This window comes from Bacillus methanolicus, assembly GCF_028888695.1.
Lineage (GTDB): Bacteria > Bacillota > Bacilli > Bacillales > Cytobacillaceae > Bacillus_Z > Bacillus_Z methanolicus_B.
Genome location: NZ_PNFF01000002.1, coordinates 520393 through 545000, shown reverse-complemented (window position 1 = coordinate 545000; position 24608 = coordinate 520393). Strand labels below are relative to the sequence as shown.

Here is a 24608-nt window from a genome sequence, read left to right as displayed (position 1 = left end):
ACAAAAGTACTTTCTTCATCCTCGGATTCCATTGCGCTGCTTTCTTCTTCCTTTTCCACTTTGGCAACGGTTGCTACATATTCGTTTTCGTCTGCTTCTAAACGAATAAGTTTAACCCCTTGGGTGTTTCGGCCCATGACAGAAATGCCGCCCACATCTATGCGAATTAATACACCACCGGTAGTGATCAACATGAGATCTTCTTCACCGGTTACTGCCTTCATGGCTACAAGGTTTCCATTTTTCTCAGTTATGTTACAAGTCTTAATTCCTTTGCCGCCTCTTCCTTGAACACGGTATTCAGAGGCAGGTGTACGTTTACCGTAGCCGTTTTTCGTTACAATCAAGATATCGTTATTCTCTTCCAGAACTTCCATTCCGATGACCTCGTCACCTTCATCAAGGCTAATGCCTTTTACGCCTGTAGCAGTCCGGCCCATTGAGCGGACATCTGTTTCAGGGAAGCGAATCAGCATGCCGTTTTTCGTTCCGATAATAATATGTTTACTGCCGTCTGTTAATCTTACAGAGATTAACTCATCTCCTTCACGGAGGTTTAAAGCAATTAACCCATTATTTCTGATATGAGCAAATGAAGAAAGCGGAGAGCGTTTGGATATTCCTTCTTTTGTTGTGAAGAATAAGTACCAGTTTTCGTCAAATTCTTCAACCGGAATGATTGCGTTTATCCATTCATCTTTATCGACTTCCAGAAGGTTGACGATCGGGATTCCTTTTGCTGTCCGGCTGAACTCCGGAATTTCATAACCTTTGGCACGATACACTTTCCCTTTGTTCGTAAAGAAAAGAATCGTATCGTGTGTAGAGGTAGTTATGAGATGCTCTACAAAGTCATCTTCATTCGTTCCCATTCCTTGAATTCCCCGGCCGCCGCGCTTCTGAGCACGATATGTTGATACCGGAAGACGTTTAATATAACCATTATGTGTTAATGTAATAACAACATTTTCACGCGGGATTAAGTCTTCATCCTCAATGAATTCGATTCCGCCCGCAACGATTTCCGTGCGGCGCTCATCATTGAAGCGTTCTTTAATTTCACTTAGCTCTTCGCGAATAATTTCAAGTACCTTTTCCTCGTCTGCAAGGATCGCTTTTAATTCGGCAATAAGTTTAACAAGGCTTTGATACTCTTCTTCAATTTTTTCGCGTTCTAATCCGGTTAAGCGCTGGAGGCGCATATCCAAAATCGCCTGTGCTTGTTTTTCAGATAAATGAAATCGTGTCATCAAGCCTTCACGTGCGATATCAGTTGTTTGTGAATTACGAATCAGATTAATCACTTCGTCAAGGTGATCAAGGGCAATGCGCAATCCTTCTAAAATATGGGCGCGCGCTTCTGCTTTACGAAGTTCGAATTCTGTTCTGCGGCGGATGACAACCTTCTGATGGTCTAAATAATGCTGCAGGCATTGTTTTAAATTCAAAACTTTCGGCTGGCCGTCAACCAATGCCAGCAAGTTAATGCCAAAGCTTGTTTGCAATGCTGTTTGTTTGTACAAGTTATTTAACAATACATTAGCATTTGCGTCTTTTCTGACTTCGATTACAATACGCATTCCGTTTCGGTCAGATTCATCCCGCAAGTCAGTAATACCGTCGATTTTTTTATCGCGGACAAGTTCTGCAATCTTTTCAATCAGTTTTGCTTTATTTACCTGATAAGGAAGTTCTTTAACAATAATTACTTCTTTGCCATTGGATTGCTGTTCAATTTCGACTTTTGCCCGAAGAGTGATCGAACCTCTTCCTGTTTCATATGCTTTACGGATTCCGCTTTTTCCTAAAATAAGGCCGGCAGTCGGAAAATCCGGTCCCGGAATGACTTCCATAAGCTCCTGAATGGTTATATCAGGATCTTTACTTAAAGCTAACACCCCGTCAATGACTTCACCAAGCTGGTGAGGAGGAATGTTTGTTGCCATTCCGACAGCAATTCCGGAAGAGCCGTTCACAAGAAGATTCGGGAAACGGGAAGGCAGTACAACCGGTTCCTTTTCCGCTCCGTCATAGTTATCTTGATAGTCAATCGTATCTTTGTTAATATCCCGAAGCAATTCCATCGAAATTTTGGACATTCTCGCTTCTGTATAACGCATTGCTGCCGCAGCGTCTCCGTCCACTGATCCAAAATTTCCATGACCATCGACAAGCATATACCGGTAGTTAAAATCCTGTGCCATCCGCACCATCGTGTCATAAACAGCAGAATCGCCATGCGGATGGTATTTACCGATTACTTCCCCGACGATACGGGCTGATTTTTTGTACGGTTTGTCCGCATGCATTCCAAGATCATGCATCGCATATAAAATTCTGCGGTGAACGGGTTTTAAACCGTCCCGAACATCAGGAAGAGCGCGGGAAACAATAACGCTCATCGCATAATCTAAGAATGATGACCGCATTTCCTGGCTTATATTGATTTCTTTTACACGGGAATTAGGCGTTTCAGCCATATGAGAGAAACCTCCTTTTACTTAAAAAAGCAAGCAGAACGGTCTATCTATAAGAAAAGCGCAAGCGCCTTGCTCAGACCCGACAAGCGCTGGAGCTGGACAGTTTTCAAAGTCCAGAAATATATACTTTCTTATATTATTAAGAAAATCAGGATAGACGCCAACTCCTCTATCCTGAAAATGTCATATGTCTAAATTCTTTACATAAATAGCATTTTCTTCAATAAATTGGCGTCGCGGTTCTACTTTATCACCCATTAATATTTCAAAAGTTTCATCCGCTTCAATCGCGTCTTCTAGACTTACCTGAAGGAGAGTACGGGTTTCAGGATTCATCGTCGTTTCCCAAAGCTGCTCCGGATTCATTTCTCCAAGCCCCTTATAACGCTGTATGCCCGGTTTTGGCTGGGACGGTAGTTCGGATAAAATTTGTTCCAGCTGCCGATCGTTATAAGCATACTCAATCCGTTTTCCCTGCTGGACTTTATATAAAGGCGGCTGCGCGATGTATACGTAACCGGCTTCTAAAATTTTTCTCATATATCGATAGAAAAATGTTAATAATAGTGTACGAATGTGAGCGCCGTCAACATCCGCATCTGTCATAATCACAATTTTATGGTAACGGGCTTTTGATATATCAAAATCTTCGCCAATTCCTGTTCCGATAGCTGTAATAATCGCTCTTACTTCATTGTTGGAAAGAATTTTATCAAGCCTTGCTTTTTCTACATTCAAAATTTTTCCGCGCAAAGGCAATATCGCCTGGAAATGGCGGTCGCGTCCTTGTTTTGCCGAACCTCCGGCAGAATCACCCTCTACCACATATAGTTCACTGATCGAAGGGTCTTTTGATGAGCAATCGGCCAGTTTTCCCGGCAGGCTGGATATTTCCAATGCATTTTTGCGCCTTGTTAACTCACGGGCTTTTTTAGCTGCTAATCTAGCTCTTGCCGCCATTAATCCTTTTTCAACAATTTTGCGTGCAACGGAAGGGTTTTCTAATAAAAACGTTTCAAAGTTTTCAGCAAAAATAGTATCAGTAACGGCACGAACTTCCGAATTCCCAAGCTTGGTTTTTGTTTGCCCTTCAAATTGCGGATCCGGATGTTTTATGGATACAATCGCTGTCAAACCTTCACGCACATCCTCACCCGAAAGGTTCGCATCGTTTTCTTTAAAGATTCCATGCTTTCTTGCATAATCATTGATAACTCTCGTTAAAGCTGTTTTAAAACCGGACTCGTGGGTTCCGCCTTCATAGGTGTGAATATTATTGGCAAAAGAATAAATATTGCTTGTAAAGCCATCATTATATTGGAGGGCAACTTCAACGGCGATGCCATCTTTTTCCCCCTCCATATAAATAGGTTCCTCATGAAGGACTTCTCTTGTACGGTTTAAATGCTCAACGTAAGATTTAATTCCGCCTTCGTAATAATATTCATTTCTTTTATTTTCAACACGTTTGTCTTCAATTGTGATTCTTATTCCGCGATTTAAGAACGCGAGCTCCCGCAAACGGTTAGCCAGTGTTTCATAATCAAATTCAAGCGTTTCAGTAAAAATTTCTCCATCAGGTTTAAAACGAATAGTCGTTCCTGTCCGGTCTGTCTCTCCGATCACTTTTAAATCTTCACATGGCACTCCGCGCTCGTACTTCTGATAATGAATCTTACCGTCACGATGAACAAATACTTCAAGTTCAGTAGAAAGGGCATTCACAACTGAAGCACCAACACCATGGAGTCCCCCGGATACTTTATATCCTCCGCCGCCAAATTTTCCTCCGGCATGAAGAACAGTCAAAATAACTTCAACGGCAGGCCGGCCCATTTTTTCTTGAATGCCGACAGGAATTCCGCGTCCGTTGTCGACAACTGTGATACTGTTATCTTTTTCAATTGTGACATTAATTTCCGTACAATAACCAGCCAATGCTTCGTCAATACTATTATCGACAATTTCCCATACAAGGTGGTGAAGGCCTTTTGCACTTGTTGATCCAATGTACATCCCGGGCCGCTTTCGTACTGCCTCAAGACCTTCCAATACTTGTATTTGATTTGCATCATACGTTTGCTCTTGCATCGCATTTTGCTCCATAGCCACATCGATCACCTACACTTTCATTAGCATACTCTCTGGATTTCATCTATAAAATCTTGCCGTTGGACAAGGCGGTGAATATAGAGAAAAATTAATATTCTTGAATCGATAGCACTCTGGATTTTTTCTTTAACGTTCCTGAGGCGAGGGGAGAATAATAAATATTCTCACAAGTGATCACGACTGATTTAAAAGAACCTTTTGAAAGGTCGATCACTCGATCCATCTGCTCTCCTATAAACTCTTGCACAAAAGGCGAGGATTTTACGCTTTCTTTGTCAAGAATTGCAATAATATCCTTCGTTCTAACAAGAATATCTTCTCCGACATGCAGATACATTTTCTCACCTCATTGAACCCGTTTCATGACCCCGGCTTCTACTTTGTAGGTGGAAGCTTCTTTTAATGTTTGATGGTCAATTCCATCAACACTTGTCGTTGTAACAAACGTCTGAACCTTGCCTTGAATGGTATTTAACAAATGGGATTGGCGGTAATTATCCAGTTCGGATAGAACATCATCCAACAGCAATATCGGGTATTCGCCAATCTCTGAATGAATAAGCTCTATTTCTGCCAATTTTACAGACAGGGCCGTTGTCCGCTGCTGTCCTTGCGATCCAAATGTTTGTACATCCCTGCCATTTACAAAAAAAAGAAGGTCATCCCGATGGGGACCAAACTGTGAGACTCCGCGTTCTATTTCCCGATTTTTAACTTTTAAAAATTTATCTTCAAATACTTTTATCATTTTCGACAAATCTTGGTCTTCTGATACTTCAACCGATGGTTTATACTCAATTTTTAACGTTTCCATCCCTCTTGAAATCCCTTTATGAATCGGCATCGCCCAGTTTTGAAGAAGCTGTAAAAACTCGAAACGCTTTTTTATAATCCGAACCGCTATTCCGATAAATTGCTCTGTCAGTATTTCAAGAATGGCTTGATCGTTTTGCTTTCGGGATTGCAAAAGTTTTAAATAATGGTTGCGCTGTTGTAATATTTTTTGATATTGGCTCATTTCATGTAAATATACAGCTGAAACTTGCCCAATTTCCATATCAATAAAACGACGCCTTACTTGAGGGTTTCCTTTTACAAGATGGAGATCTTCAGGCGCAAACATGACAACATTCATATTTCCGATAAATTGGCTGAGTTTTTGCTGCTCAATATGGTTTACTTTTGCTTTTTTTCCTTTTTTTGAAATAATCAAATGAATAGGCAGGGAACCATGATTTTTTTTTACCCTACCTTCTATTTTAGCATAATCCTGATCCCAGCGAATAAGTTCTTTATCATTTGAAGTGCGGTGGGATTTGGCCATTGCCAATACATAAATAGATTCCATTACATTTGTTTTTCCTTGGGCATTTTCCCCGAGAATAACATTTACTTTATTTTCAAATTGGGCTTCGAGTTCTTCATAATTCCGATAATTTTTCAAAGACAGCTGCTCAATAAACATTTACGTTTCATCCTTTGATCAGTGCTTTATGATAAAAATTCCAATATTTGGTATTTTTATTTCATCTCCTGCTCTTAATTTCCGGCCTCTTCTTTGATCCCGTTCACCGTTCACGTACACTTCATGTTCACTTAAAAACCATTTTGCCATTCCGCCAGTCTGTATGACATCAGCCAACTTTAAAAATTGGCTTAAAGTAATAAATTCCGTTTCAATTTTGATTTCTTTCGCCATCGTTTCACTCTTTCGTCAATAGTATCTAATATTTAATTTTACTAAAAAAAATTATTTTACACAAAGAAAAGCAAAAGTTGCGCTGCCTCATGTTTCTGAATTGCCTTCTTAGTTTCTAAATAAAAAAAGGGTCAAACCCCTCCAATGCAACATATAGACAAACTGTAATAAAGCAATCCTATATATTGTCATTGCCGGAGGGAGTCGGACCCTTATGAGTCAGCTCCTTATAAAAGAAAAATTTTTCTAATATGTTCTTACTGGCAGGATTAATTGCAGGATGGAATCATCGTTAATCGGACGAATTAAGAATGGGCGCATTGCTCCAGTAAAGCTGACTTTAATCTCTGTTCCTTCTAATGTTTTTAGAGCATCCATCATATATTTTGCACTAAAGGAAATCTTTAAGTCTTCTCCATCAATTGATTGAGCCTGTACTTCCTCAACAACTTTCCCGATTTCAGGAGTATTGGAGGAGATTTCGATCAATTGGTTGTCGAACGTTGAGAACTTAACGACATTGTTTCTGTCGTCACGGGCTAATAATGCCGCACGGTCAATGGCCTGTATAAATTCTTTTAAATTTACGACAACATCCGTTTTGCTGTCTGTTGGAATTAAACGGGACGTATCCGGATAGTTTCCTTCCAGCAAGCGGGAGAAGAATAGCAGATGCTTCGCCTTAAATAGGACTTGATTTTCAGTGATAACAATATCAATTGGATCATTGCCGTCATCAAGAATTTTGCTTAATTCGTTTAAACTTTTTCCAGGGATTACAACATTATATGATTCATTACTCTCTGTTTCGATTTGCGCTTTTCTTAAGGCAAGGCGATGGCTGTCTGTTGCAATACAGGTCAATTCTCTGTTTTCAATCTTCCAGTTAACTCCTGTCAAGATTGGACGTGTTTCTGAAGTGGAAACAGCGAATACCGTTTGACGAATCATCATTTTTAGCAGGTCTGTAGGAATTCTGAACACATTTTCTTCTTTGATTTGCGGAAGGTGCGGATATTCTTCTGCATCTAACCCATGTAAGTTAAATTCAGATTTTCCGGACCGAATAACAGTTTGTAAATGGTTTTGAACTTCGATATCAACAGTATCAGTCGGCAGCTTTTTAACGATTTCACTAAAAAAACGAGCTTGTAAAACAATTGCTCCTGATTCTATTATTTCAACAAGTTCGTTACCGTCTTCCTTTTTCGGGATAAAAGATTCGATCGAAATATCTGAATCACTTCCAGTAAGAGTTACCCCTTCTTCAGTTGCTGCAATCTTAATCCCTGTAAGAATAGGAATAGTTGTTCTTGAAGAGACTGCTTTCATAACATCTTGTACGCTTTGAGCAAGACGGTCGCGTTGGATTATAAATTTCATTTGTTAATCCTCCGTTTCAACTTTGAATGCTATTTTTAATAATAATCTTTTAATAAAATAATAGAAGTAGTAGTAGGGCTTGTTCATATGTGGATAACTCCGATTATGAAAGGAAACACAGTCTATCCACATGTGGACAGACTGTGTGTAAGTTAATGAAAGTTATACACATTATTAAACTTTTAACATTTCATGAATCTCTTTAATCTGTTTTTGAAGTGTTGAATCGGTTTCGAGCAGCTTTGAAATTTTTTCATGAGCATGGATGACGGTCGTATGGTCTCTTCCGCCAAATTCTTCCCCAATTTTCGGCAAGGAGAAATCAGTCAGTTCCCTTGATAAATACATGGCAATTTGTCTTGGGAAAGCAACTGATTTCGTCCTTTTCTTTGCTTTGAAATCTTCCAGTTTGACATTAAAATGCTCTCCGACCGCTTTTTGAATATCATGAATGGTAATCACTTTTGGTTTCGAGCTTGGAATGATGTCTTTCAGAGCCTCAGCCGCAAGGTCGGCATTAATATCTTTGTTTATGAGGGATGAATAGGCAACAACCCTTATTAGCGCCCCTTCAAGTTCACGTATGTTCGAATCTATTTGATTTGCAATATAAAGCATAACCTCATTTGGGATATCTAATCCCTCTGTTTTCGCCTTTTTTCGTAGAATTGCAATCCTGGTTTCCAGATCAGGAGGGGTAATATCAGTAATTAGCCCCCATTCAAAACGGGATCGCAATCTGTCTTCAAGAGTCGGTATTTCTTTAGGAGGCCGGTCACTCGAAATGACAATTTGTTTGCTTTCCTCATGTAGAGTATTAAACGTATGGAAAAATTCTTCCTGGGTTTGTTCTTTTCCGGCAAGAAATTGAATATCATCTATTAGAAGAACATCCACATTTCGATATTTATTGCGGAAATCGCCAGCCTTATTGTCACGAATTGAATTAATAAATTCGTTCGTGAATTTTTCGGAAGATAAATAAACGACCTTTGCGGACGGATTATGTTCTAAAACATAATGACCTATTGCATGCATTAAGTGTGTTTTTCCAAGACCTACACCACCATAAATAAATAGAGGGTTATAGGCTTTTGCCGGAGCTTCTGCAACTGCCAGCGAAGCTGCATGGGCAAAACGGTTTCCTGAACCAATGACAAACGTGTCAAAAGTATATTTTGGATTTAGCATATTTTGCGGAAAATCCGGCTGATCTTCATCCTTTTTTGTTTTTTTTGGAGGAAGTTTAAGATCAACATCTTCTTCACTTTGATTTTGCGGAATAATAAACTTTACTCTTAATTCCTCCCCAGTAATTTCATAGAGAATTCCAGAGATTAATTGGGAATAGCGTTCTTCCAGCCAATCCCGGGCAAACTCATTTGGGGCTGTGATCGTAAGAGTGTCGCCTTGCAAGGAATGGGCTTTCGTCGATTTCAGCCACGTTTCAAAACTTGGTTTGCTTATCTTTTTCTCAATATTCGACAAAGCCTTATTCCAAAGATCCGCAATATTTTCCAACTGTCACCCCTCCTTTAAACTGTCGTTCGTAATCCAGAACCTATTAATTTATAAAAATACGAAACTTAGTATGTGGAAAACTATATAATAAGGAAGGAAAAAGGTTTTCGACAATATCCACTATTTGTGGATAATCTTTTCCATACCCATTGAATAACCTGTCCACACTATATCCACAATTTGTGGATAAATGAGTTATGCACAAAGATTTATACAGAGTGAAAACACAGTTAATGATATCAAATAAAACTAATAGGTGCAATGCTTTTTCAAACTTTATCCACAAGTGGTCCGGCGTGTTGATAAAAATTGTCCACAAGACTTGAGTGTGTGAAAAAGTTGTCAGTATCTGTTGTGGATAAGAAAAATCTGTCGAACGTTATCCACAATACTATTTTTTTAGGGGTGATTCGTGTAAAGTCGCTTTTTTGGAATAACTTTTTGGAGGAGAAAAAATCAATTTTTAAAATGCAGGATGAAAAGATCATTGTTAATAGTGCAGTTGACAATTTTTTAAGTAAATCTATATAATTAGAAAGACTGTCTTTAACGCTATTCCTCGAGGGAGGTGTCATATAATGAAAAGAACTTATCAACCAAGCAACCGTAAACACAAAAGAGTTCACGGTTTCCGGGCAAGGATGAGCACTTCTAACGGACGTAAAGTTCTGGCTCGCCGTCGTCGTAAAGGAAGAAAAGTATTATCAGCTTAGGCCACTGAAATGTCAGTGGTCTTTTTTCACATAGAGTTCAATTTCTCTTTTCTGCCGTTTGTTAAGAAAAGCGCAAGTGCATTGGTTAGCCCCGAGAAGCACTGGAGATAGACTGTTTATCTAATTCCGAAGACGCTTTTCTGTTTTATCAAAATTTAACTTTCAACTAGCGGCAATTGATCCAGAACAGTACCTGAGGGTGGATAAACCATGAAAAAAGAATTGCGGATCAAAAAAAACAAAGAGTTTCAGGAAGTATTTCAAAAAGGAAAATCTTATGCGAATCGGCAGTTTATTGTGTATGTTTTAAAAAAAGCGGACCAGCCTAATTTCCGCATTGGGCTCTCTGTCAGTAAAAAGATCGGAAATGCCGTAACCAGAAATCAAATTAAGAGATATATTCGCCAGGCCTTTTTGGAATTGAAAGATCAAATACAAAGCGGCAACGATTATGTAATCATTGCGAGAAAGCCGGCAGCGGACATGGATTTTCATGAAGTAAAGAAAAGTATTACCCATGTTTTAAAAGTAGCGAAAGTTTTTAAAAGCACAGAGCGTGGAAATAATGAAAAACAATAATTGTTTTTTGCTAAGTTTATAAAGACGCTTACATAGAAAAGATGGTAAAATACATGTGGATTTAAAAGGTTTTAAATAGGGCAAGATCTGATGCCCTGTTTTCGATAGAATGATTCTACATGCAGTTAGGAGGAAAATACGGTTGAAAAAGCGAATACTTCTTTTAATTGGTTTCATTTCGCTGATCACAATTCTTACGGGCTGTACGGAATACAACCAGCCAATTACACCTAAGAGTGAAGGCTTTTGGAACGAATATATTGTATATCCGCTCTCGATGTTGATTAAAAAAGTGGCTGAATTAGCGGGTGGAAGTTATGGTTTATCCATTATCTTTGTAACGATACTTATTCGGCTTGCAATCCTTCCTTTGATGATACAACAAACGAAAAATTCGAAAGCGTTGCAAGCGCTTCAGCCCGAATTGCAAAAACTAAGGGAAAAATACAGCTCAAAAGACCAAAAAACACAGCAAAAGCTTCAGCAGGAAACAATGGCTTTGTTTCAAAAGCATGGAGTAAACCCGTTTGCAGGCTGTTTTCCATTATTAATTCAAATGCCGATCCTTATTGGATTTTACCATGCAATTTCTCGTACAAACGAAATCGCTGATCATAATTTTTTATGGTTTGATTTAGGAGATCCGGATCCATTCTACATACTGCCGCTTATTGCGGGTGCAACAACATTTATCCAGCAGAAAATGATGATGGCCGGAACGGAAAACCAAAATCCGCAAATGGCAATGATGCTATGGATGATGCCGATCATGATCATCATTTTTGCGATTAACTTTCCGGCGGCACTTTCATTATATTGGGTAGTCGGTAACATTTTTATGATTGTTCAAACTTATTTCATTAAGGGCCCGGATCTCAAAAAAGAGGCAGAGACCGGCAAAGCAGGAGGAGCAAAGAAGTGAAACAAGTAACTGCTACTGGACAAACTGTCGATGAAGCAGTGGAATCAGCTTTAACTCAATTAAACACCACGAAAGAGCGCGTAGAAATAACGATTATTGATGAAGGAAAAAGAGGGATATTCGGGTTTTTTGGATCACGCCCGGCAGTTGTCAAAGCTGAAATAAAGATTGATCCGATTGAAGAGGCAAAGGAATTTCTAAAAAACGTTGCCGAGAAGATGGGGGCATCAATCAATATTGAAGTTGTTCAAGAAGGAAAGCAGGTAAGTTTCCTGTTATCAGGGGAAAAAATTGCTCTTTTAATCGGAAAAAGAGGGCAAACACTTAATTCACTTCAGTACTTAACACAATTAGTGATCAACCGCTATTCAGATCAATATATGACAGTTCTTCTTGATGCCGAAGATTATCGAACAAGAAGAAATGAAACACTTGTTCAATTAGCGGAACGTCTTGCACAAAAAGCACTTAAATCCGGGCGTGACGTTGCACTTGAACCGATGCCTTCATTCGAGCGTAAAGTCATTCATACCGCTTTAGCGAATAATGCCCGTGTGAAAACTTATTCTGATGGAGTAGAACCACATCGTTATGTCGTTATTTCACCTGTAAAATAAGAATATTTCAAAACTCCCGGTGATTGCATCCGGGAGTTTTTTTAATAAATTCTAATGGATTTTCGTTTTATTGTTATTCACATGTGGATAAGTTACAATAAAACAAGAAAAATATACAGTTGTGGATAAATCTAATCATTTTACTTTTTCATAAATCGAGCATGTGGTATTGTAGAAACTTAGGGGAAAAAGACAATAGCAAGCTAAAACAGTCACGATCTACGGAAAGCCAAACTTTCCTCTGTCCGAAAGTAACACTTCCGAATCGAATTTTCCCTTGTCCAGTTGAAACGTCTGTATCTGCACATGAAGTGTACGTCGAAGCGAAAGCGTCATTAACTATAGAACCCTAATAGAAAAATTTTTAAAAAAAGAGAGGTGAACAGGGATGGAGTTTGATACAATAGCCGCCATTTCTACTCCGATGGGGGAAGGAGCCATTGCGATTGTGCGTTTGAGCGGCGATCAATCGATCGAGATCGCGGACAAGCTGTTTCGCGGCGTTGGCGGAAAGCGGATAAAAGATGCTGCATCCCATACGATTCATTACGGACACATTATTGATCCAAAGACGAACGAAATTGCTGAGGAAGTCATGGTTTCTGTTATGAAAGGCCCAAAAACTTTTACGAAAGAAGATGTAGTGGAGATCAATTGCCACGGAGGGCTTGTTTCAGTAAATCGTGTGCTTAAGCTCGTGCTAAGCAATGGGGCGCGCCTTGCAGAACCGGGGGAATTTACGAAACGTGCTTTCTTAAATGGACGCATTGATTTATCACAAGCCGAAGCTGTCATGGATTTAATCCGGGCAAAAACAGACCGGGCCATGAATGTTGCGCTTGGACAAATGGAAGGACGCCTTTCAAAATTAATTAAAAAGCTGCGTCAAGAAATATTGGAAATTCTCGCCCACGTAGAGGTGAATATCGACTATCCTGAGTATGATGATGTTGAGGAAATAACGCACAAAATGCTTTTGGAAAAAGCTCAATATGTGCGGGAAGAAATTCAAAAGCTTTTGCGGACTTCCGAGCAGGGAAAAATACTAAGAGAAGGATTATCAACGGTAATAGTTGGACGTCCAAATGTCGGCAAGTCCTCACTTCTAAACAGCCTTGTTCATGAAAATAAGGCCATTGTAACCGATATTCCCGGTACAACACGGGATGTTATTGAAGAATACGTAAACGTACGAGGAGTTCCTTTGCGCCTTTTAGATACAGCCGGAATACGAGAAACCGAAGATATTGTAGAGAGAATTGGAGTAGAGCGGTCAAGACAAGTTTTAAAAGAAGCCGATTTGATCCTGCTTGTTCTGAACTATTCCGACGATCTGACACAGGAGGATGAGAATCTTTTTAAAGCCGTAGAAGGCATGGATGTCATCGTGATCGTTAATAAAACGGATTTGCCGCAGAAAATCGATATGGAAAAAGTAAAGGAACTGGCGAAAGATCACAAAATTGTGACAACGTCTCTTCTGGAAGACCGCGGAGTAGATGAATTGGAAGAAGCGATTGCGTCCATGTTCTTTGAAGGTTCTATCGAAGCGGGAGATATGACATATGTATCCAACAGCCGCCATATTGCTTTGCTTCATCAGGCGCTGAATTCGATTGAGGAAGCGATAAGGGAAGTTGAAATGGGAACCCCGATCGATATCGTTCAAATTGATTTAACAAAAACATGGGAACTGCTTGGAGAAATTATCGGAGACAGTGTCCACGAAAGTCTGATTGATCAGTTGTTTTCACAATTCTGTTTAGGGAAATAACGTGGTTCAAAACCCGGAATGGGTCTAAAATATCGAGTTTGGCTTATAAATTTTGTGAATTGGCTTATAAATCATGAAAAGTGGCTCATAAATCATGTGAATTGGCTATAAACCACCAAAAGAAGCTCATAAATCTCGAAATTGGATTGGTTCGTAACATCGGAATTCGTTCATAACCCGGGAAATAATTCATCAAACAGAAAAAATCGTTCATAAGCATAAATTTTCATTTTAAAAAGGAGGTAGCGTGATGCAATACGAAGCTGGGAATTATGATGTCATTGTCATCGGAGCGGGACATGCCGGCTGTGAAGCTGGTCTTGCTTCCGCGAGGCTCGGTGCCAAAACATTAATGATCACAATCAACCTTGATATGGTTGCTTTTATGCCATGCAATCCTTCCGTTGGCGGACCAGCTAAAGGAGTTGTCGTGAGAGAAATCGATGCATTAGGCGGAGAAATGGGTAAAAACATTGATAAAACCTATATCCAAATGCGGATGCTGAATACAGGAAAAGGTCCTGCTGTCCGCGCATTGCGTGCTCAAGCAGATAAATTTGCCTATCAACATGAAATGAAAAAAACGCTCGAAAACCAACCAAACCTTACTTTAATTCAAGGTATGGTTGAAAAATTAATTGTTGAAGATGGAGTATGTAAAGGTGTAATCACAAATACAGGGGCTGTTTATCGTTCAAAAACAGTTGTCATTACAACCGGTACTTTCTTAAGAGGAGAAATCATCATCGGAGAACTGAAATATTCAAGCGGACCAAATAACCAGCAGCCTTCCATCAAGTTATCAGAACATTTGGAGGAGCTTGGTTTTGAACTTGTCCGTTTTAAAACCGGAACTCCGCCTCGTGTAAACAGCAATACAATTGACTACAGCAAAACGGAAATACAACCGGGTGATGACGTTCCACGAGCGTTTTCTTATGAAACAACCAAATACATTACGGATCAGCTTCCTTGTTGGCTAACTTACACAAACGAGGAGACGCACCGTCTGATTGATGAAAACTTGCACCGTTCGCCGATGTTTTCCGGAATGATCAAAGGAACAGGTGCACGTTATTGCCCATCCATTGAAGATAAGGTTGTTCGTTTCCACGATAAGCCGCGCCATCAAATCTTTTTGGAGCCTGAAGGAAGAAATACGGAAGAAGTTTATGTACAAGGGCTGTCAACAAGTTTGCCGGAAGATGTCCAAAAGAAAATTTTAAAGACAGTTCCGGGACTTGAAAATGCACAAATAATGCGCGCCGGCTACGCAATCGAGTATGATGCCATCGTTCCGTCACAGCTCTGGCCGACATTAGAAACAAAATTGATCAAAAATCTCTATTCTGCCGGACAAATAAACGGAACATCAGGATACGAAGAAGCTGCCGGACAAGGATTAATGGCGGGAATTAACGCTGCCCGCAATGCCTTAGGAAAAGATGAAGTCATTTTAAGCAGGTCTGACGCTTATATCGGTGTGATGATTGATGACCTTGTAACGAAAGGAACAAATGAGCCATACCGTTTATTGACGTCAAGAGCCGAATACCGGCTGCTTCTCCGCCATGATAATGCCGATCTTCGTTTGACAGAGCTTGGTTACAAAATCGGGCTTATCTCCGAAGAACGTTACAGAAAATTTATTGCGAAAAAAGAAGCAATCGAGGCTGAGAAAAAACGGCTGAACTCCATTATTATCAAGCCTTCTAAAGACGTTCAAGAACTAATCCGTTCACTGGGCGGAAGCGAACTGAAAGACGGGATTCGGGCGTCTGACCTTCTGAAACGTCCGGAAATGACCTATGAACATATTGAGAAGCTTGCTCCGAATGAAATCGAGTTAGATTCGGAAGTGAAAGAGCAAGTAGAAATTCAAATTAAGTACGAAGGCTATATTGAAAAATCTCTGCAGCAAGTTGAGAGATTAAAGAAAATGGAAGACAAAAAAATTCCTGAAGACATTGATTATGATGCAATCACAGGATTAGCAACAGAAGCACGTCAGAAGCTTAATAAAATAAGACCTTTATCCATTGCGCAGGCATCGCGTATTTCCGGCGTGAATCCGTCTGACATTTCGATATTGCTTGTGTATATCGAACAAGGCCGTATTGCTCGGGTTTCGAATGAATAAAACCTTGTCTGGCTGCACAAAGAACGCTTCGGAAGCGATTCATCGCATGAGGCTGACTCATAAGCAAAGGCTCAAACCCCTCCAATATAATATATAATAAAACCATTCTATATATGGTCTTTGTCGGAGGGAGTCAGACCCTTATGAGCCAGCCTCCCAAGACGCTTGCGCTTTTCAAACATCCAAGGAAGGATTGGCCTTATGAATATAGAACAATTTCAAACGATGCTGTCCGGGAAAGGAATTTTCCTTTCCCGACAGCAATTAGATCAATACGAAACGTATTATCAAACACTTGTCGAGTGGAATGAAAAAATGAACTTGACTGCCATTACCGAGAAAAATGAAGTTTATTTAAAGCATTTTTATGACTCGATTTCGGCAGCATTTTATTTTGATTTTCAGAAACCTTTGCGTGTTTGCGATGTAGGGGCAGGAGCGGGATTTCCGAGTATACCTTTGAAAATCGCTTTTCCTGATCTGCATGTGACGATTGTTGATTCATTGAATAAGCGAATTACTTTTTTGGAGCATTTAGGAAAGGTTTTACAATTAAAGAACGTTCAATTTATTCATGACCGAGCTGAAACATTTGGCCAAAAAAAAGAACACCGTGAAAGTTATGATGTTGTTACCGCAAGGGCAGTGGCAAAAATGTCTGTATTAAGCGAGCTTTGTTTGCCGCTCGCAAAAACAGGTGGAACATTTATCGCGATGAAAGGAGCCAGTGCCAACGAGGAATTGGAAGCAGCCAAAAAAGCGATTTCCGTATTAGGGGGAAACCTTCAAAGTGTTCATTCTTTCCGTTTGCCTCTAGAGGAAAGCGAACGGAACATCTTAATTATAAAAAAAGAAAAGCAAACCCCTAAAAAATATCCAAGAAAGCCGGGAACTCCTAATAAAATACCTATAGAATAGAGTTACTTTTTCCGCATTATGTGGCATAATTTGTTTTATAATGTATTTGAATAGCAGGAACTTGTCATTTTTATAGAGAATATGTTATAGGGAGTTTCGTAAAGGTGGTGCAGGGTGATGAAGCGTTCATTTTCACGCTTTTTTGGCCTAGGCGAAAAAGATCAACAAGATGAAATAGAAATTCCGGCTGAACAATTCGAAACCGATCATACGGAAGAAATAAAGAAGATACCGATCGAAGATATCGTTCCGAATCGCTTTCAGCCAAGGACGGTATTTGACGATGAGAAAATAGAAGAATTGGCACGGACGATTCATACACATGGCATTATTCAGCCGATCGTAGTCAGAGAGTTTGGACAGAACCAGTTTGAAATTATCGCAGGCGAGCGGCGCTGGCGGGCGATGAAAAAGCTTGGCTGGGATGAAGTTCCTGCGATTATTAAAAATCTTAATGATACAGAAACCGCCTCAATGGCTCTGATTGAAAATTTGCAAAGAGAAGAACTCTCCCCAATTGAAGAAGCGATCGCATACGGGAAATTGCTTGAGCTTCATAATTTAACGCAAGAAGCTTTGGCACAACGGTTGGGAAAAGGACAATCCACAGTTGCAAATAAGCTCCGCCTTCTTAAACTGCCAAATGAAGTCCAGGAAGCGCTTTTGAATAAGAAAATTACCGAACGGCATGCCCGGGCTCTTATTCCATTGAAAGATCCGGATAAACAAGTAAAATTACTGCAGGAAATTATTGATAAAAATTTAAATGTAAAACAAACCGAAGAACGGGTTGCAAAAATGATTGACCAAACGGAAAAAAAGCCTCAGCCGAGAAGAAAGGCACTCAGCAAAGATATGAGAATTGCGGTTAATACAATTCGCCAATCATTATCAATGGTGTCAGAAAGCGGTATTACCCTTGACTCAGAAGAGGAAGAATTTGAAGATTATTACCAGTTCACCATTCGCATTCCAAAAAAGAAATAGCACTTATTCCTTAGAAGAGAAACTGAACAATCGATTCGTTTCTCTTATTTTTATGTTTATAAAATTCTGTGTTTCTATGGAATTTAGAGAAAAAATCTATTATCCAATCTTTTCTATGATAAAATAGATTACATGATTACTAGTCAAAGAGTAAGCATACAGGAAATGAGGGTAGGTGACATCGTGGGCAAAGTAATTGCAATCGCGAACCAAAAAGGGGGAGTCGGAAAAACGACCACCTCTGTCAATCTAGGCGCCTGCTTAGCATACATAGGAAAAAAAGTTTTATTGGTAGACATAGATCCGCAAGGTAATGCTACCAGCGGTGTTGGAATTGAAAAAGCTGACGTAGCTCAATGCATATACGATGTATTAGTAGACGATGTAGAAGCCAAAAAAGTCATAAAGCCGACTTCTGTTGAAAATTTAGATGTAATTCCGGCTACCATTCAGTTGGCCGGTGCAGAAATTGAACTCGTACCGACGATTTCAAGGGAAGTTCGATTGAAACGGGCACTAGAGGAAGTGAGAGAAAATTACGATTATATCATTATTGATTGCCCGCCATCACTTGGCTTGCTGACGATTAATGCCTTAACCGCTTCTGATTCAGTCTTAATTCCGGTCCAGTGCGAATACTATGCACTAGAAGGTTTAAGCCAGCTGTTGAATACTGTACGTCTCGTTCAAAAACATCTTAATCATAATCTCCGGATTGAAGGTGTCTTATTAACGATGCTTGATGCCAGAACAAACCTTGGTCTCCAAGTGATCGAAGAAGTAAAAAAATATTTTCAAGATAAAGTATATAAAACCATCATTCCAAGAAATGTACGCCTAAGTGAAGCACCAAGCCATGGAGAACCGATTATTATATATGATCCAAAATCAAGGGGAACGGAGGTTTATTTAGATTTGGCAAAGGAAGTGGTTGTAAATGGCTAAAGGTTTAGGAAAAGGACTCAATGCATTTTTCACGTATTTGGAAGTTGAAAATGGAGAGACAGTTCAGGAAGTCAACATTAAAGAACTTCGTCCCAACCCTTATCAACCACGAAAGGTTTTTCAGCAAGAAGCGATTGAAGAATTGAAACAATCGATTCTCGAACACGGGATTTTGCAGCCGATCATCGTCAGAAAAAGCATTAAAGGTTATGAGATTGTTGTGGGCGAAAGGCGTTATCGTGCAGCAAAAGAAGCAAACTTAGAAAAGGTGCCCGTTGTCGTTCGTGATTTAAACGAGCAGCAGATGATGGAGTTAGCGGTTTTGGAAAATCTGCAAAGGGAAGATTTAACTCCTATTGAGGAAGCTTCAGCATATCAAATGTTAATGAAAAAACTAAATTTAACACAGGAAGAATTAGCAAAAAGACTCGGGAAAAGCCGTCCGCATATTGCAAACCATGTAAGGCTTCTATCACTTCCCCCGAATATTCAGGAGTTAATTTCAGAAGGACAAATATCAATGGGCCATGGAAGGGCATTATTAGGCTTGCGTAATAAAGAAAAAATGGCTGCTGTTGTTGAAAAAATAATCAAAGAAAATTTAAATGTCCGCCAGCTTGAACATCTGATCCAACAATTAAATGAAAATGTTTCACGTGAAACAAAAAAGAAAAAAGTTGAAAAAGATCTTTTTCTGCAGGAGAGAGAATCATTATTGCGTGAGCGGTTTGGCACGACAGTCAATATAAAGAAAACGAAAAATAAAGGGAAAATCGAAATAGAGTTTTTCTCACAAGAAGACTTAGAACGGATTCTCGAATTATTGGATGCAAATGATTTGTCCTCTTAAGCCATCAAGACAAGACGATGGTTTATTTTTTTATAGAGATATTAGCAACAAAGGAGAAAAACATGTTTTTACTAGGAACGCTTGTAAATGGACTTTTCATTATTGTCGGCACTTTTATAGGGAAACTGCTCCACCGCATTCCTGAACACATGAAGGCAACGGTTATGCACGGAATCGGGCTGGCCGTAATGGTGCTCGGATTGCAAATGGGCTTCAAAAGCAATAATTTTCTCGTTGTGATTATTAGTTTAGTTTTAGGAGCAGTTATTGGAGAAATATTAGCACTAGAAGACAAATTAAATCAGCTCGGGTACTGGCTGGAAAGAAAAATCGGCTCTAAAGGCAAGGGCAGCATTTCACAAGGTTTTGTAACAGCAACGTTGATATTTGTAATTGGGGCAATGGCGATTATTGGCGCATTGGACAGTGGAATTCGCGGTGATCACGATGTTCTTTATACAAAGGCGATTATTGACGGATTTACTGCATTAATTTTAACGACTACGCTCGGAATCGGCGTTTTGTTTTCTGCTTTCCCGGTTATGATTTATGAAGGAACAATCGCACTTTTCGCCACGCAAATTGACCGGTTTGTGCCACAAGCGCTTATGGATCGCTTTATAGCGGAAATGACTTCTACAGGCGGAGTGATGATTTTTGCCATCGGATTAAATTTGACAGGTATAACAAAAATCCGCGTAGCAAATTTATTGCCCGGCATCGTCGTATCCGGGCTGATCGTTGCAATTATTTATTGTTTTCAGTAAAATTATTGTTATAAACAATGGGAATTTTTTCTTTAGGTCCTTCCCTTTTACATTAATTCGTTTGATCGAGGCTCAAGTTTACTTCTTTCCATGATTGTTTGTTATGGAAAGCCAGGCTAGCTGTATAAATGCCATCTGCAATTGTTTTTGCCATTTTTAATACAAGATTAAGCCTAGTATTTTGTAATACAAAAAATTCCATAAAGCCGCTGACATTCACAATACCTGTAATATGAATATCTCCTACAGGCGGAAGCTCTTTATTCACTCCTGCTCCGGGTTTAACCGGCCCTTCACCGATTTGAATAACACCAACGCTCTTTAACCGTCCAAGGCATGCATCAATTCCGATGATAAAAGGGTGAACATGTTTTTCTTTGATCTCCATTAATTTGTCTTCAAGATTAACTGCATGGATTGGATCTTCAAGCGTTCCGTATATGTGAAAAGGAGCAATCGTTTTTTCTTCCAGAAGTGTTCCGACAAGTGGACCTAATGAATCACCAGTTGAGCGGTCAGTGCCAATACAAACAAAAACGATCGGGCGGCTGCTAATAATTGGAAGAAATGACAATAATTCGGTTGAAATTTTTTCAGAAGCCAGCTGCTCATCGTGAAATATTCTTGCCGCTTCGCCTCGCTTTTCAAAAAAATTGGTTTTTAGATTCATTGGTTCCACTCCTTTTCGATAGTAGTAACAGTATACGGAAAATTTATGTTATGTATACATACCTGAAATGGGAATTCTGTAAACAAGGTAAAAAGAACTAGGAGCTTATTTTGGTTGCACGGTTAGTAACTACAAAGTAAAATAAAAACTTGTTAAGATTAAATGAATGAAATGAAGGATGCACTTGAAATGTGCGAACGATGAAATTTTTACAGCTTTTGAATATACCCGAAAACAGGTGATATTATGCAAAAAATGATTAATAATCTTAAAGAAAAAATTCTAAACGAAGATACATGGATCGCGATTGGAGCAGACCTGCTAAAAATTATTGCCATTATGATACTCTCTGCAATTGTTTTGCGGATCGGCAAACTGATCATCAAAAATATTTTCCTTGTGAGGGCAAAAGCTCCCCTTCGTTTTTCGGAGCGCCGGGAAGCTACATTAAAGAAATTGCTTGAAAATGTGCTTACATATGTTGTCTATTTCATTGCTATTATTATGATTTTGTCAACACTGGATTTTAAGGTACAACCTATTTTAGCCGGGGCAGGGATTGTCGGCCTGGCAGTCGGTTTTGGTGCACAAAGTCTTGTAAAAGATATCATTTCCGGGTTTTTTATTATTTTTGAAGATCAATTTTCTGTAGGAGACCATATACGTGTAGGCCAGTTTGAAGGAACGGTAGAGGAAATTGGCTTACGGACAACGAAAATTAAAAACTGGACAGGTGAACTTCATATTCTTCCGAATGGAAGCATTACAGAGGTTACCAACTTTTCAATTTATAACAGCGTGGCGGTGGTAGACGTCAGCATTGCCTATGATGAAGATATTGAACGCGCGGAAAAAGTCATTCAAGAGTTTTTGAAGGACCTCCCGGATCAATATGAGGAAATCGTCAAACCTCCGGAACTATTGGGTGTTCAAAATCTTGGTGCAACAGAAGTAGTCTTGAGAATTGTAGCTGAAACATTGCCAATGCGGCATTTCAATATTGCCAGAATGCTGCGAAGGGAAATAAAAGTGTTGCTTGAAGCCCATGGATTCGATATTCCGTTCCCGCGCCTTGTCATGTACAGCCGAAGTGATGAACAGGAAGCGCAAAAACAGTTAGGAAAGGAATAGGATAGCAAATGGAGGAAAAAGAGTTTGGACTGTATGATGTTGTCGAGATGAAAAAGCCTCATCCTTGCGGAACAAACCGCTGGAAAATTATTAGAATGGGCATGGACATCCGCATTAAATGCGAAGGCTGCGCCCATAGCGTGTTAATTCCGCGGAAAAAATTTATACGAAAAATGAAAAAAATACTTGTGAAGCATGAGGAATAAATCATGCTTCTTTTTGTTTTTTACTTGGCGTCAGACACTTGTGTTTTTAATAGCTACTATCTATAATTGTGAGAGGCTTATTCGTTTTAATCATTAACCTAAACGGATTAAATAGATAATATGATCAGAGGAGTGACAGGGATGGCTTTAACAGCAGGTATCGTCGGACTGCCGAATGTAGGAAAATCGACACTTTTCAATGCCATTACTCAAGCGGGAGCAGAAGCCGCAAACTATCCTTTCTGTACGATTGACCCGAATGTAGGGATTGTCGAAGTGCCGGATCACCGTTTAACAAAATTAACAGAACTTGTCCAGCCGAAAAAAACAGTGCCAACAACATTTGAATTTACCGATATTGCCGGGATCGTAAAAGGTGCGAGCAAAGGGGAAGGCCTTGGAAACAAATTTTTGTCCCATATCCGTGAAGTGGATGCGATTTGTCAAGTTGTTCGCTGTTTCGCTGATGATAACATCACTCATGTTTCCGGAAAAGTCGATCCGGTTGCTGATATTGAAACCATTAACTTGGAATTAATTTTAGCAGATCTTGAAACAGTAGAAAAACGCATCGGCCGTGTTGAGAAGATGGCAAAGCAAAAAGATAAAGATGCCATGTTCGAGTTTGAAGTTCTTTCGATGCTGAAAGAAGCATTTGAATCAGAAAAGCCTGCCCGTGCGGTAGAGTTTACCGATGAACAAATGAAAGTTGTCAAAGGGCTTCATCTACTTACAATCAAACCGGTTTTATATGTGGCAAACGTCGGGGAAGAAGATATTGCCGATCCGTCTTCAAATGAATATGTCCAACAAGTAAAAGAATACGCGGAAAAAGATAACTCCGAAGTGATTGTTGTTTGTGCAAAAATTGAATCGGAAATTGCAGAGCTGGACGGCGAAGAAAAAGCAATGTTTTTACAAGAACTTGGAATTGAAGAATCCGGCCTTGATCAATTAATTAGAAAAGCTTATTCATTATTGGGTCTTGCCACATACTTCACTGCCGGAGTTCAGGAAGTGCGTGCATGGACGTTCCGTAAAGGCATGAAAGCTCCGCAATGTGCCGGAATTATTCATTCGGACTTTGAAAGAGGCTTTATTCGTGCTGAAACTGTTTCTTATGATGACTTGTTAGCGGCCGGCTCCATGGCGGCAGCCCGCGAAGCTGGGAAAGTACGCCTTGAAGGAAAAGACTACGAAGTACAAGACGGTGACATTATCCATTTCCGTTTTAATGTATAAAATTGATGTTGTTCTTTTCATCCGTCAATTTAAGTATTGTCGGTTATGGTACATGGTATTGGTAAAATATATTAGTAACAGCAGCTCTGCGGATGATATCTGCAGGGCGTTTTCTGTGGAAAAGGGGCGGAGCTACGCTAACAAAGATAGAAATGGGAACTTATCTTTAACATGATACTTGTTTAGCTTTGTAAAGATTTAGAGCTTGGCTTCGCTCACACCGCCTTATTATGTTGGTTCTGTTTATAATGAAAGCTATTTCCATGTTAGGGTTGGGAGTTTAAAACTCATGCACGTTTTTTGTTACGTTTATTTTTCAGAATATTAAGATTAATAAAATCTTTACATCTTCTTAATTTTTCTCTTACTATTGCTCTTTATAATTGTTGTAAAGAAACGATTGTAAAGGGGAAATCAACCGGTGGAAAGGGCAAAAGCATGGATTTATAAATATGATCAAAATTGGTTTTATCATTGTAACCGGTGGCCGGATACTGTGATTTCCTTTTTTAAATGGATTACGCATTTCGGTGGTGCTGGTTTTACTATTTCTATTCAATTGCTGCTTCATATTGTCGGTCCGGACTTCTTGAAATCAACTGTTTTGGCCGCCAGCTTTTCATTGGCGATCAGCCATTTGATTGCAATCTTATTGAAACGATTTTTCCGCCGGATTCGTCCTTATCTGGCATTGCCTGATGCCAAAGTGTATGGCTATTTATTTAAGGATCATTCTTTTCCCTCAGGGCATTCCACTGCCATTTTCTCAGTAGTCGTTCCTTATTGTATATATATTCCAGAATTGGTACCTTTTCTTCTTCCTTTAGCTGCACTCGTGGCTTTTTCGAGGGTTGTGCTCGGTGTCCACTACCCATCTGATGTAGCAGCAGGGGCAATTTTAGGTTCTATGACAGCTCTGTTCTTTAGTTATTTTATTTAAGAAGAGGAGGTC

At 39.5% G+C, this 24608-nt stretch carries 23 protein-coding genes (1 of these 23 running past the window's edge); 15 read left to right on the top strand and 8 right to left on the bottom strand.

All coding sequences use genetic code 11. The annotated features are described in order from the left end of the window. The 7 genes from gyrA to dnaA all read right to left on the bottom strand — a co-directional run. Positions 1–2480: the 5' portion of a DNA gyrase subunit A gene (gyrA, locus tag C0966_RS14275; protein WP_274856406.1), read on the bottom strand. Its footprint begins 22 nt before the window's first position; the window shows 2480 of its 2502 coding nt (coding positions 1–2480); it begins with the start codon at positions 2478–2480; its stop codon lies off the left edge, out of view. Positions 2481–2663: 183 nt separating this feature from the next. Further along, the gene (gene gyrB, locus C0966_RS14270) at positions 2664–4586 is read right to left on the bottom strand and encodes a DNA topoisomerase (ATP-hydrolyzing) subunit B (RefSeq protein WP_274856844.1); all 1923 of its coding nucleotides are present in this window, start codon (positions 4584–4586) and stop codon (positions 2664–2666) included. Between the two features lie 94 nt (positions 4587–4680). Next, positions 4681–4929: an extracellular matrix regulator RemB gene (gene remB / locus C0966_RS14265; protein ID WP_274856405.1), complete on the bottom strand. Its 249-nt coding sequence runs from the start codon at positions 4927–4929 to the stop codon at positions 4681–4683. Between the two features lie 9 nt (positions 4930–4938). After that, positions 4939–6057, bottom strand: a complete 1119-nt coding sequence (gene recF, locus C0966_RS14260; RefSeq protein WP_274856404.1) for a DNA replication/repair protein RecF — start codon at positions 6055–6057, stop codon at positions 4939–4941. A gap of 18 nt (positions 6058–6075) precedes the next feature. Beyond that, positions 6076–6291: a S4 domain-containing protein YaaA gene (yaaA, locus tag C0966_RS14255; protein ID WP_274856403.1), complete on the bottom strand. Its 216-nt coding sequence runs from the start codon at positions 6289–6291 to the stop codon at positions 6076–6078. A gap of 246 nt (positions 6292–6537) precedes the next feature. After that, the gene (gene dnaN, locus C0966_RS14250; RefSeq protein ID WP_274856402.1) at positions 6538–7674 is read right to left on the bottom strand and encodes a DNA polymerase III subunit beta; all 1137 of its coding nucleotides are present in this window, start codon (positions 7672–7674) and stop codon (positions 6538–6540) included. A 174-nt stretch (positions 7675–7848) separates the two neighbouring features. Continuing rightward, positions 7849–9195, bottom strand: a complete 1347-nt coding sequence (gene dnaA, locus C0966_RS14245; RefSeq protein ID WP_274856401.1) for a chromosomal replication initiator protein DnaA — start codon at positions 9193–9195, stop codon at positions 7849–7851. Positions 9196–9773: 578 nt separating this feature from the next. Between dnaA and rpmH the strand changes: the two genes are divergently transcribed. The 11 genes from rpmH to C0966_RS14190 all read left to right on the top strand — a co-directional run bounded on the left by rpmH (position 9774) and on the right by C0966_RS14190 (position 20407). Next, positions 9774–9908: a 50S ribosomal protein L34 gene (rpmH, locus tag C0966_RS14240; protein WP_003347090.1), complete on the top strand. Its 135-nt coding sequence runs from the start codon at positions 9774–9776 to the stop codon at positions 9906–9908. A 210-nt stretch (positions 9909–10118) separates the two neighbouring features. Then, positions 10119–10487 carry a ribonuclease P protein component gene (rnpA, locus tag C0966_RS14235; protein WP_274856400.1) on the top strand — a complete coding sequence of 123 codons (369 nt, stop codon included), beginning with the start codon at positions 10119–10121 and terminating at the stop codon, positions 10485–10487. Between the two features lie 142 nt (positions 10488–10629). Continuing rightward, positions 10630–11409, top strand: a complete 780-nt coding sequence (spoIIIJ, locus tag C0966_RS14230; RefSeq protein ID WP_274856399.1) for a YidC family membrane integrase SpoIIIJ — start codon at positions 10630–10632, stop codon at positions 11407–11409. Continuing rightward, the gene (jag, locus tag C0966_RS14225; protein ID WP_274856398.1) at positions 11406–12026 is read left to right on the top strand and encodes an RNA-binding cell elongation regulator Jag/EloR; all 621 of its coding nucleotides are present in this window, start codon (positions 11406–11408) and stop codon (positions 12024–12026) included. Before spoIIIJ ends, jag begins: the two co-directional genes overlap by 4 nt. Before the next feature lie 388 nt (positions 12027–12414). Next, entirely contained in the window at positions 12415–13800 is a 1386-nt protein-coding gene (gene mnmE, locus C0966_RS14220; protein ID WP_274856397.1) for a tRNA uridine-5-carboxymethylaminomethyl(34) synthesis GTPase MnmE, read from the top strand. Positions 13801–14050: 250 nt separating this feature from the next. Beyond that, the gene (mnmG, locus tag C0966_RS14215) at positions 14051–15940 is read left to right on the top strand and encodes a tRNA uridine-5-carboxymethylaminomethyl(34) synthesis enzyme MnmG (protein ID WP_274856396.1); all 1890 of its coding nucleotides are present in this window, start codon (positions 14051–14053) and stop codon (positions 15938–15940) included. A gap of 201 nt (positions 15941–16141) precedes the next feature. Next, the gene (rsmG, locus tag C0966_RS14210; protein ID WP_274856395.1) at positions 16142–16858 is read left to right on the top strand and encodes a 16S rRNA (guanine(527)-N(7))-methyltransferase RsmG; all 717 of its coding nucleotides are present in this window, start codon (positions 16142–16144) and stop codon (positions 16856–16858) included. Between the two features lie 117 nt (positions 16859–16975). Further along, complete coding sequence (gene noc, locus C0966_RS14205; RefSeq protein ID WP_274856394.1) at positions 16976–17845, top strand: nucleoid occlusion protein; 870 nt, start codon at positions 16976–16978, stop codon at positions 17843–17845. A gap of 183 nt (positions 17846–18028) precedes the next feature. After that, positions 18029–18790, top strand: coding sequence for a ParA family protein (locus C0966_RS14200; RefSeq protein ID WP_274856393.1), 762 nt, complete (start codon positions 18029–18031; stop codon positions 18788–18790). Beyond that, positions 18783–19640, top strand: a complete 858-nt coding sequence (locus tag C0966_RS14195; protein ID WP_274856392.1) for a ParB/RepB/Spo0J family partition protein — start codon at positions 18783–18785, stop codon at positions 19638–19640. Before C0966_RS14200 ends, C0966_RS14195 begins: the two co-directional genes overlap by 8 nt. 62 nt (positions 19641–19702) lie before the next feature. After that, the gene (locus C0966_RS14190; protein WP_274856391.1) at positions 19703–20407 is read left to right on the top strand and encodes a DUF554 domain-containing protein; all 705 of its coding nucleotides are present in this window, start codon (positions 19703–19705) and stop codon (positions 20405–20407) included. A 52-nt stretch (positions 20408–20459) separates the two neighbouring features. Here C0966_RS14190 and yyaC read toward each other — a convergent pair whose 3' ends face one another. Continuing rightward, the gene (gene yyaC, locus C0966_RS14185; RefSeq protein ID WP_274856390.1) at positions 20460–21077 is read right to left on the bottom strand and encodes a spore protease YyaC; all 618 of its coding nucleotides are present in this window, start codon (positions 21075–21077) and stop codon (positions 20460–20462) included. Between the two features lie 246 nt (positions 21078–21323). On the opposite strand from yyaC, the gene C0966_RS14180 reads away from it, so the two are divergent. The 4 genes from C0966_RS14180 to C0966_RS14165 all read left to right on the top strand — a co-directional run bounded on the left by C0966_RS14180 (position 21324) and on the right by C0966_RS14165 (position 24596). Continuing rightward, on the top strand, positions 21324–22208 hold the full coding sequence (locus C0966_RS14180) for a mechanosensitive ion channel family protein (RefSeq protein ID WP_274856389.1): 885 nt from the start codon (positions 21324–21326) through the stop codon (positions 22206–22208). A gap of 8 nt (positions 22209–22216) precedes the next feature. Continuing rightward, entirely contained in the window at positions 22217–22414 is a 198-nt protein-coding gene (locus C0966_RS14175) for a DUF951 domain-containing protein (RefSeq protein WP_274856388.1), read from the top strand. A 141-nt stretch (positions 22415–22555) separates the two neighbouring features. After that, positions 22556–23656: a redox-regulated ATPase YchF gene (gene ychF / locus C0966_RS14170; RefSeq protein ID WP_274856387.1), complete on the top strand. Its 1101-nt coding sequence runs from the start codon at positions 22556–22558 to the stop codon at positions 23654–23656. A 421-nt stretch (positions 23657–24077) separates the two neighbouring features. Continuing rightward, complete coding sequence (locus C0966_RS14165) at positions 24078–24596, top strand: phosphatase PAP2 family protein (protein ID WP_274856386.1); 519 nt, start codon at positions 24078–24080, stop codon at positions 24594–24596. Positions 24597–24608 lie beyond the last annotated feature (12 nt).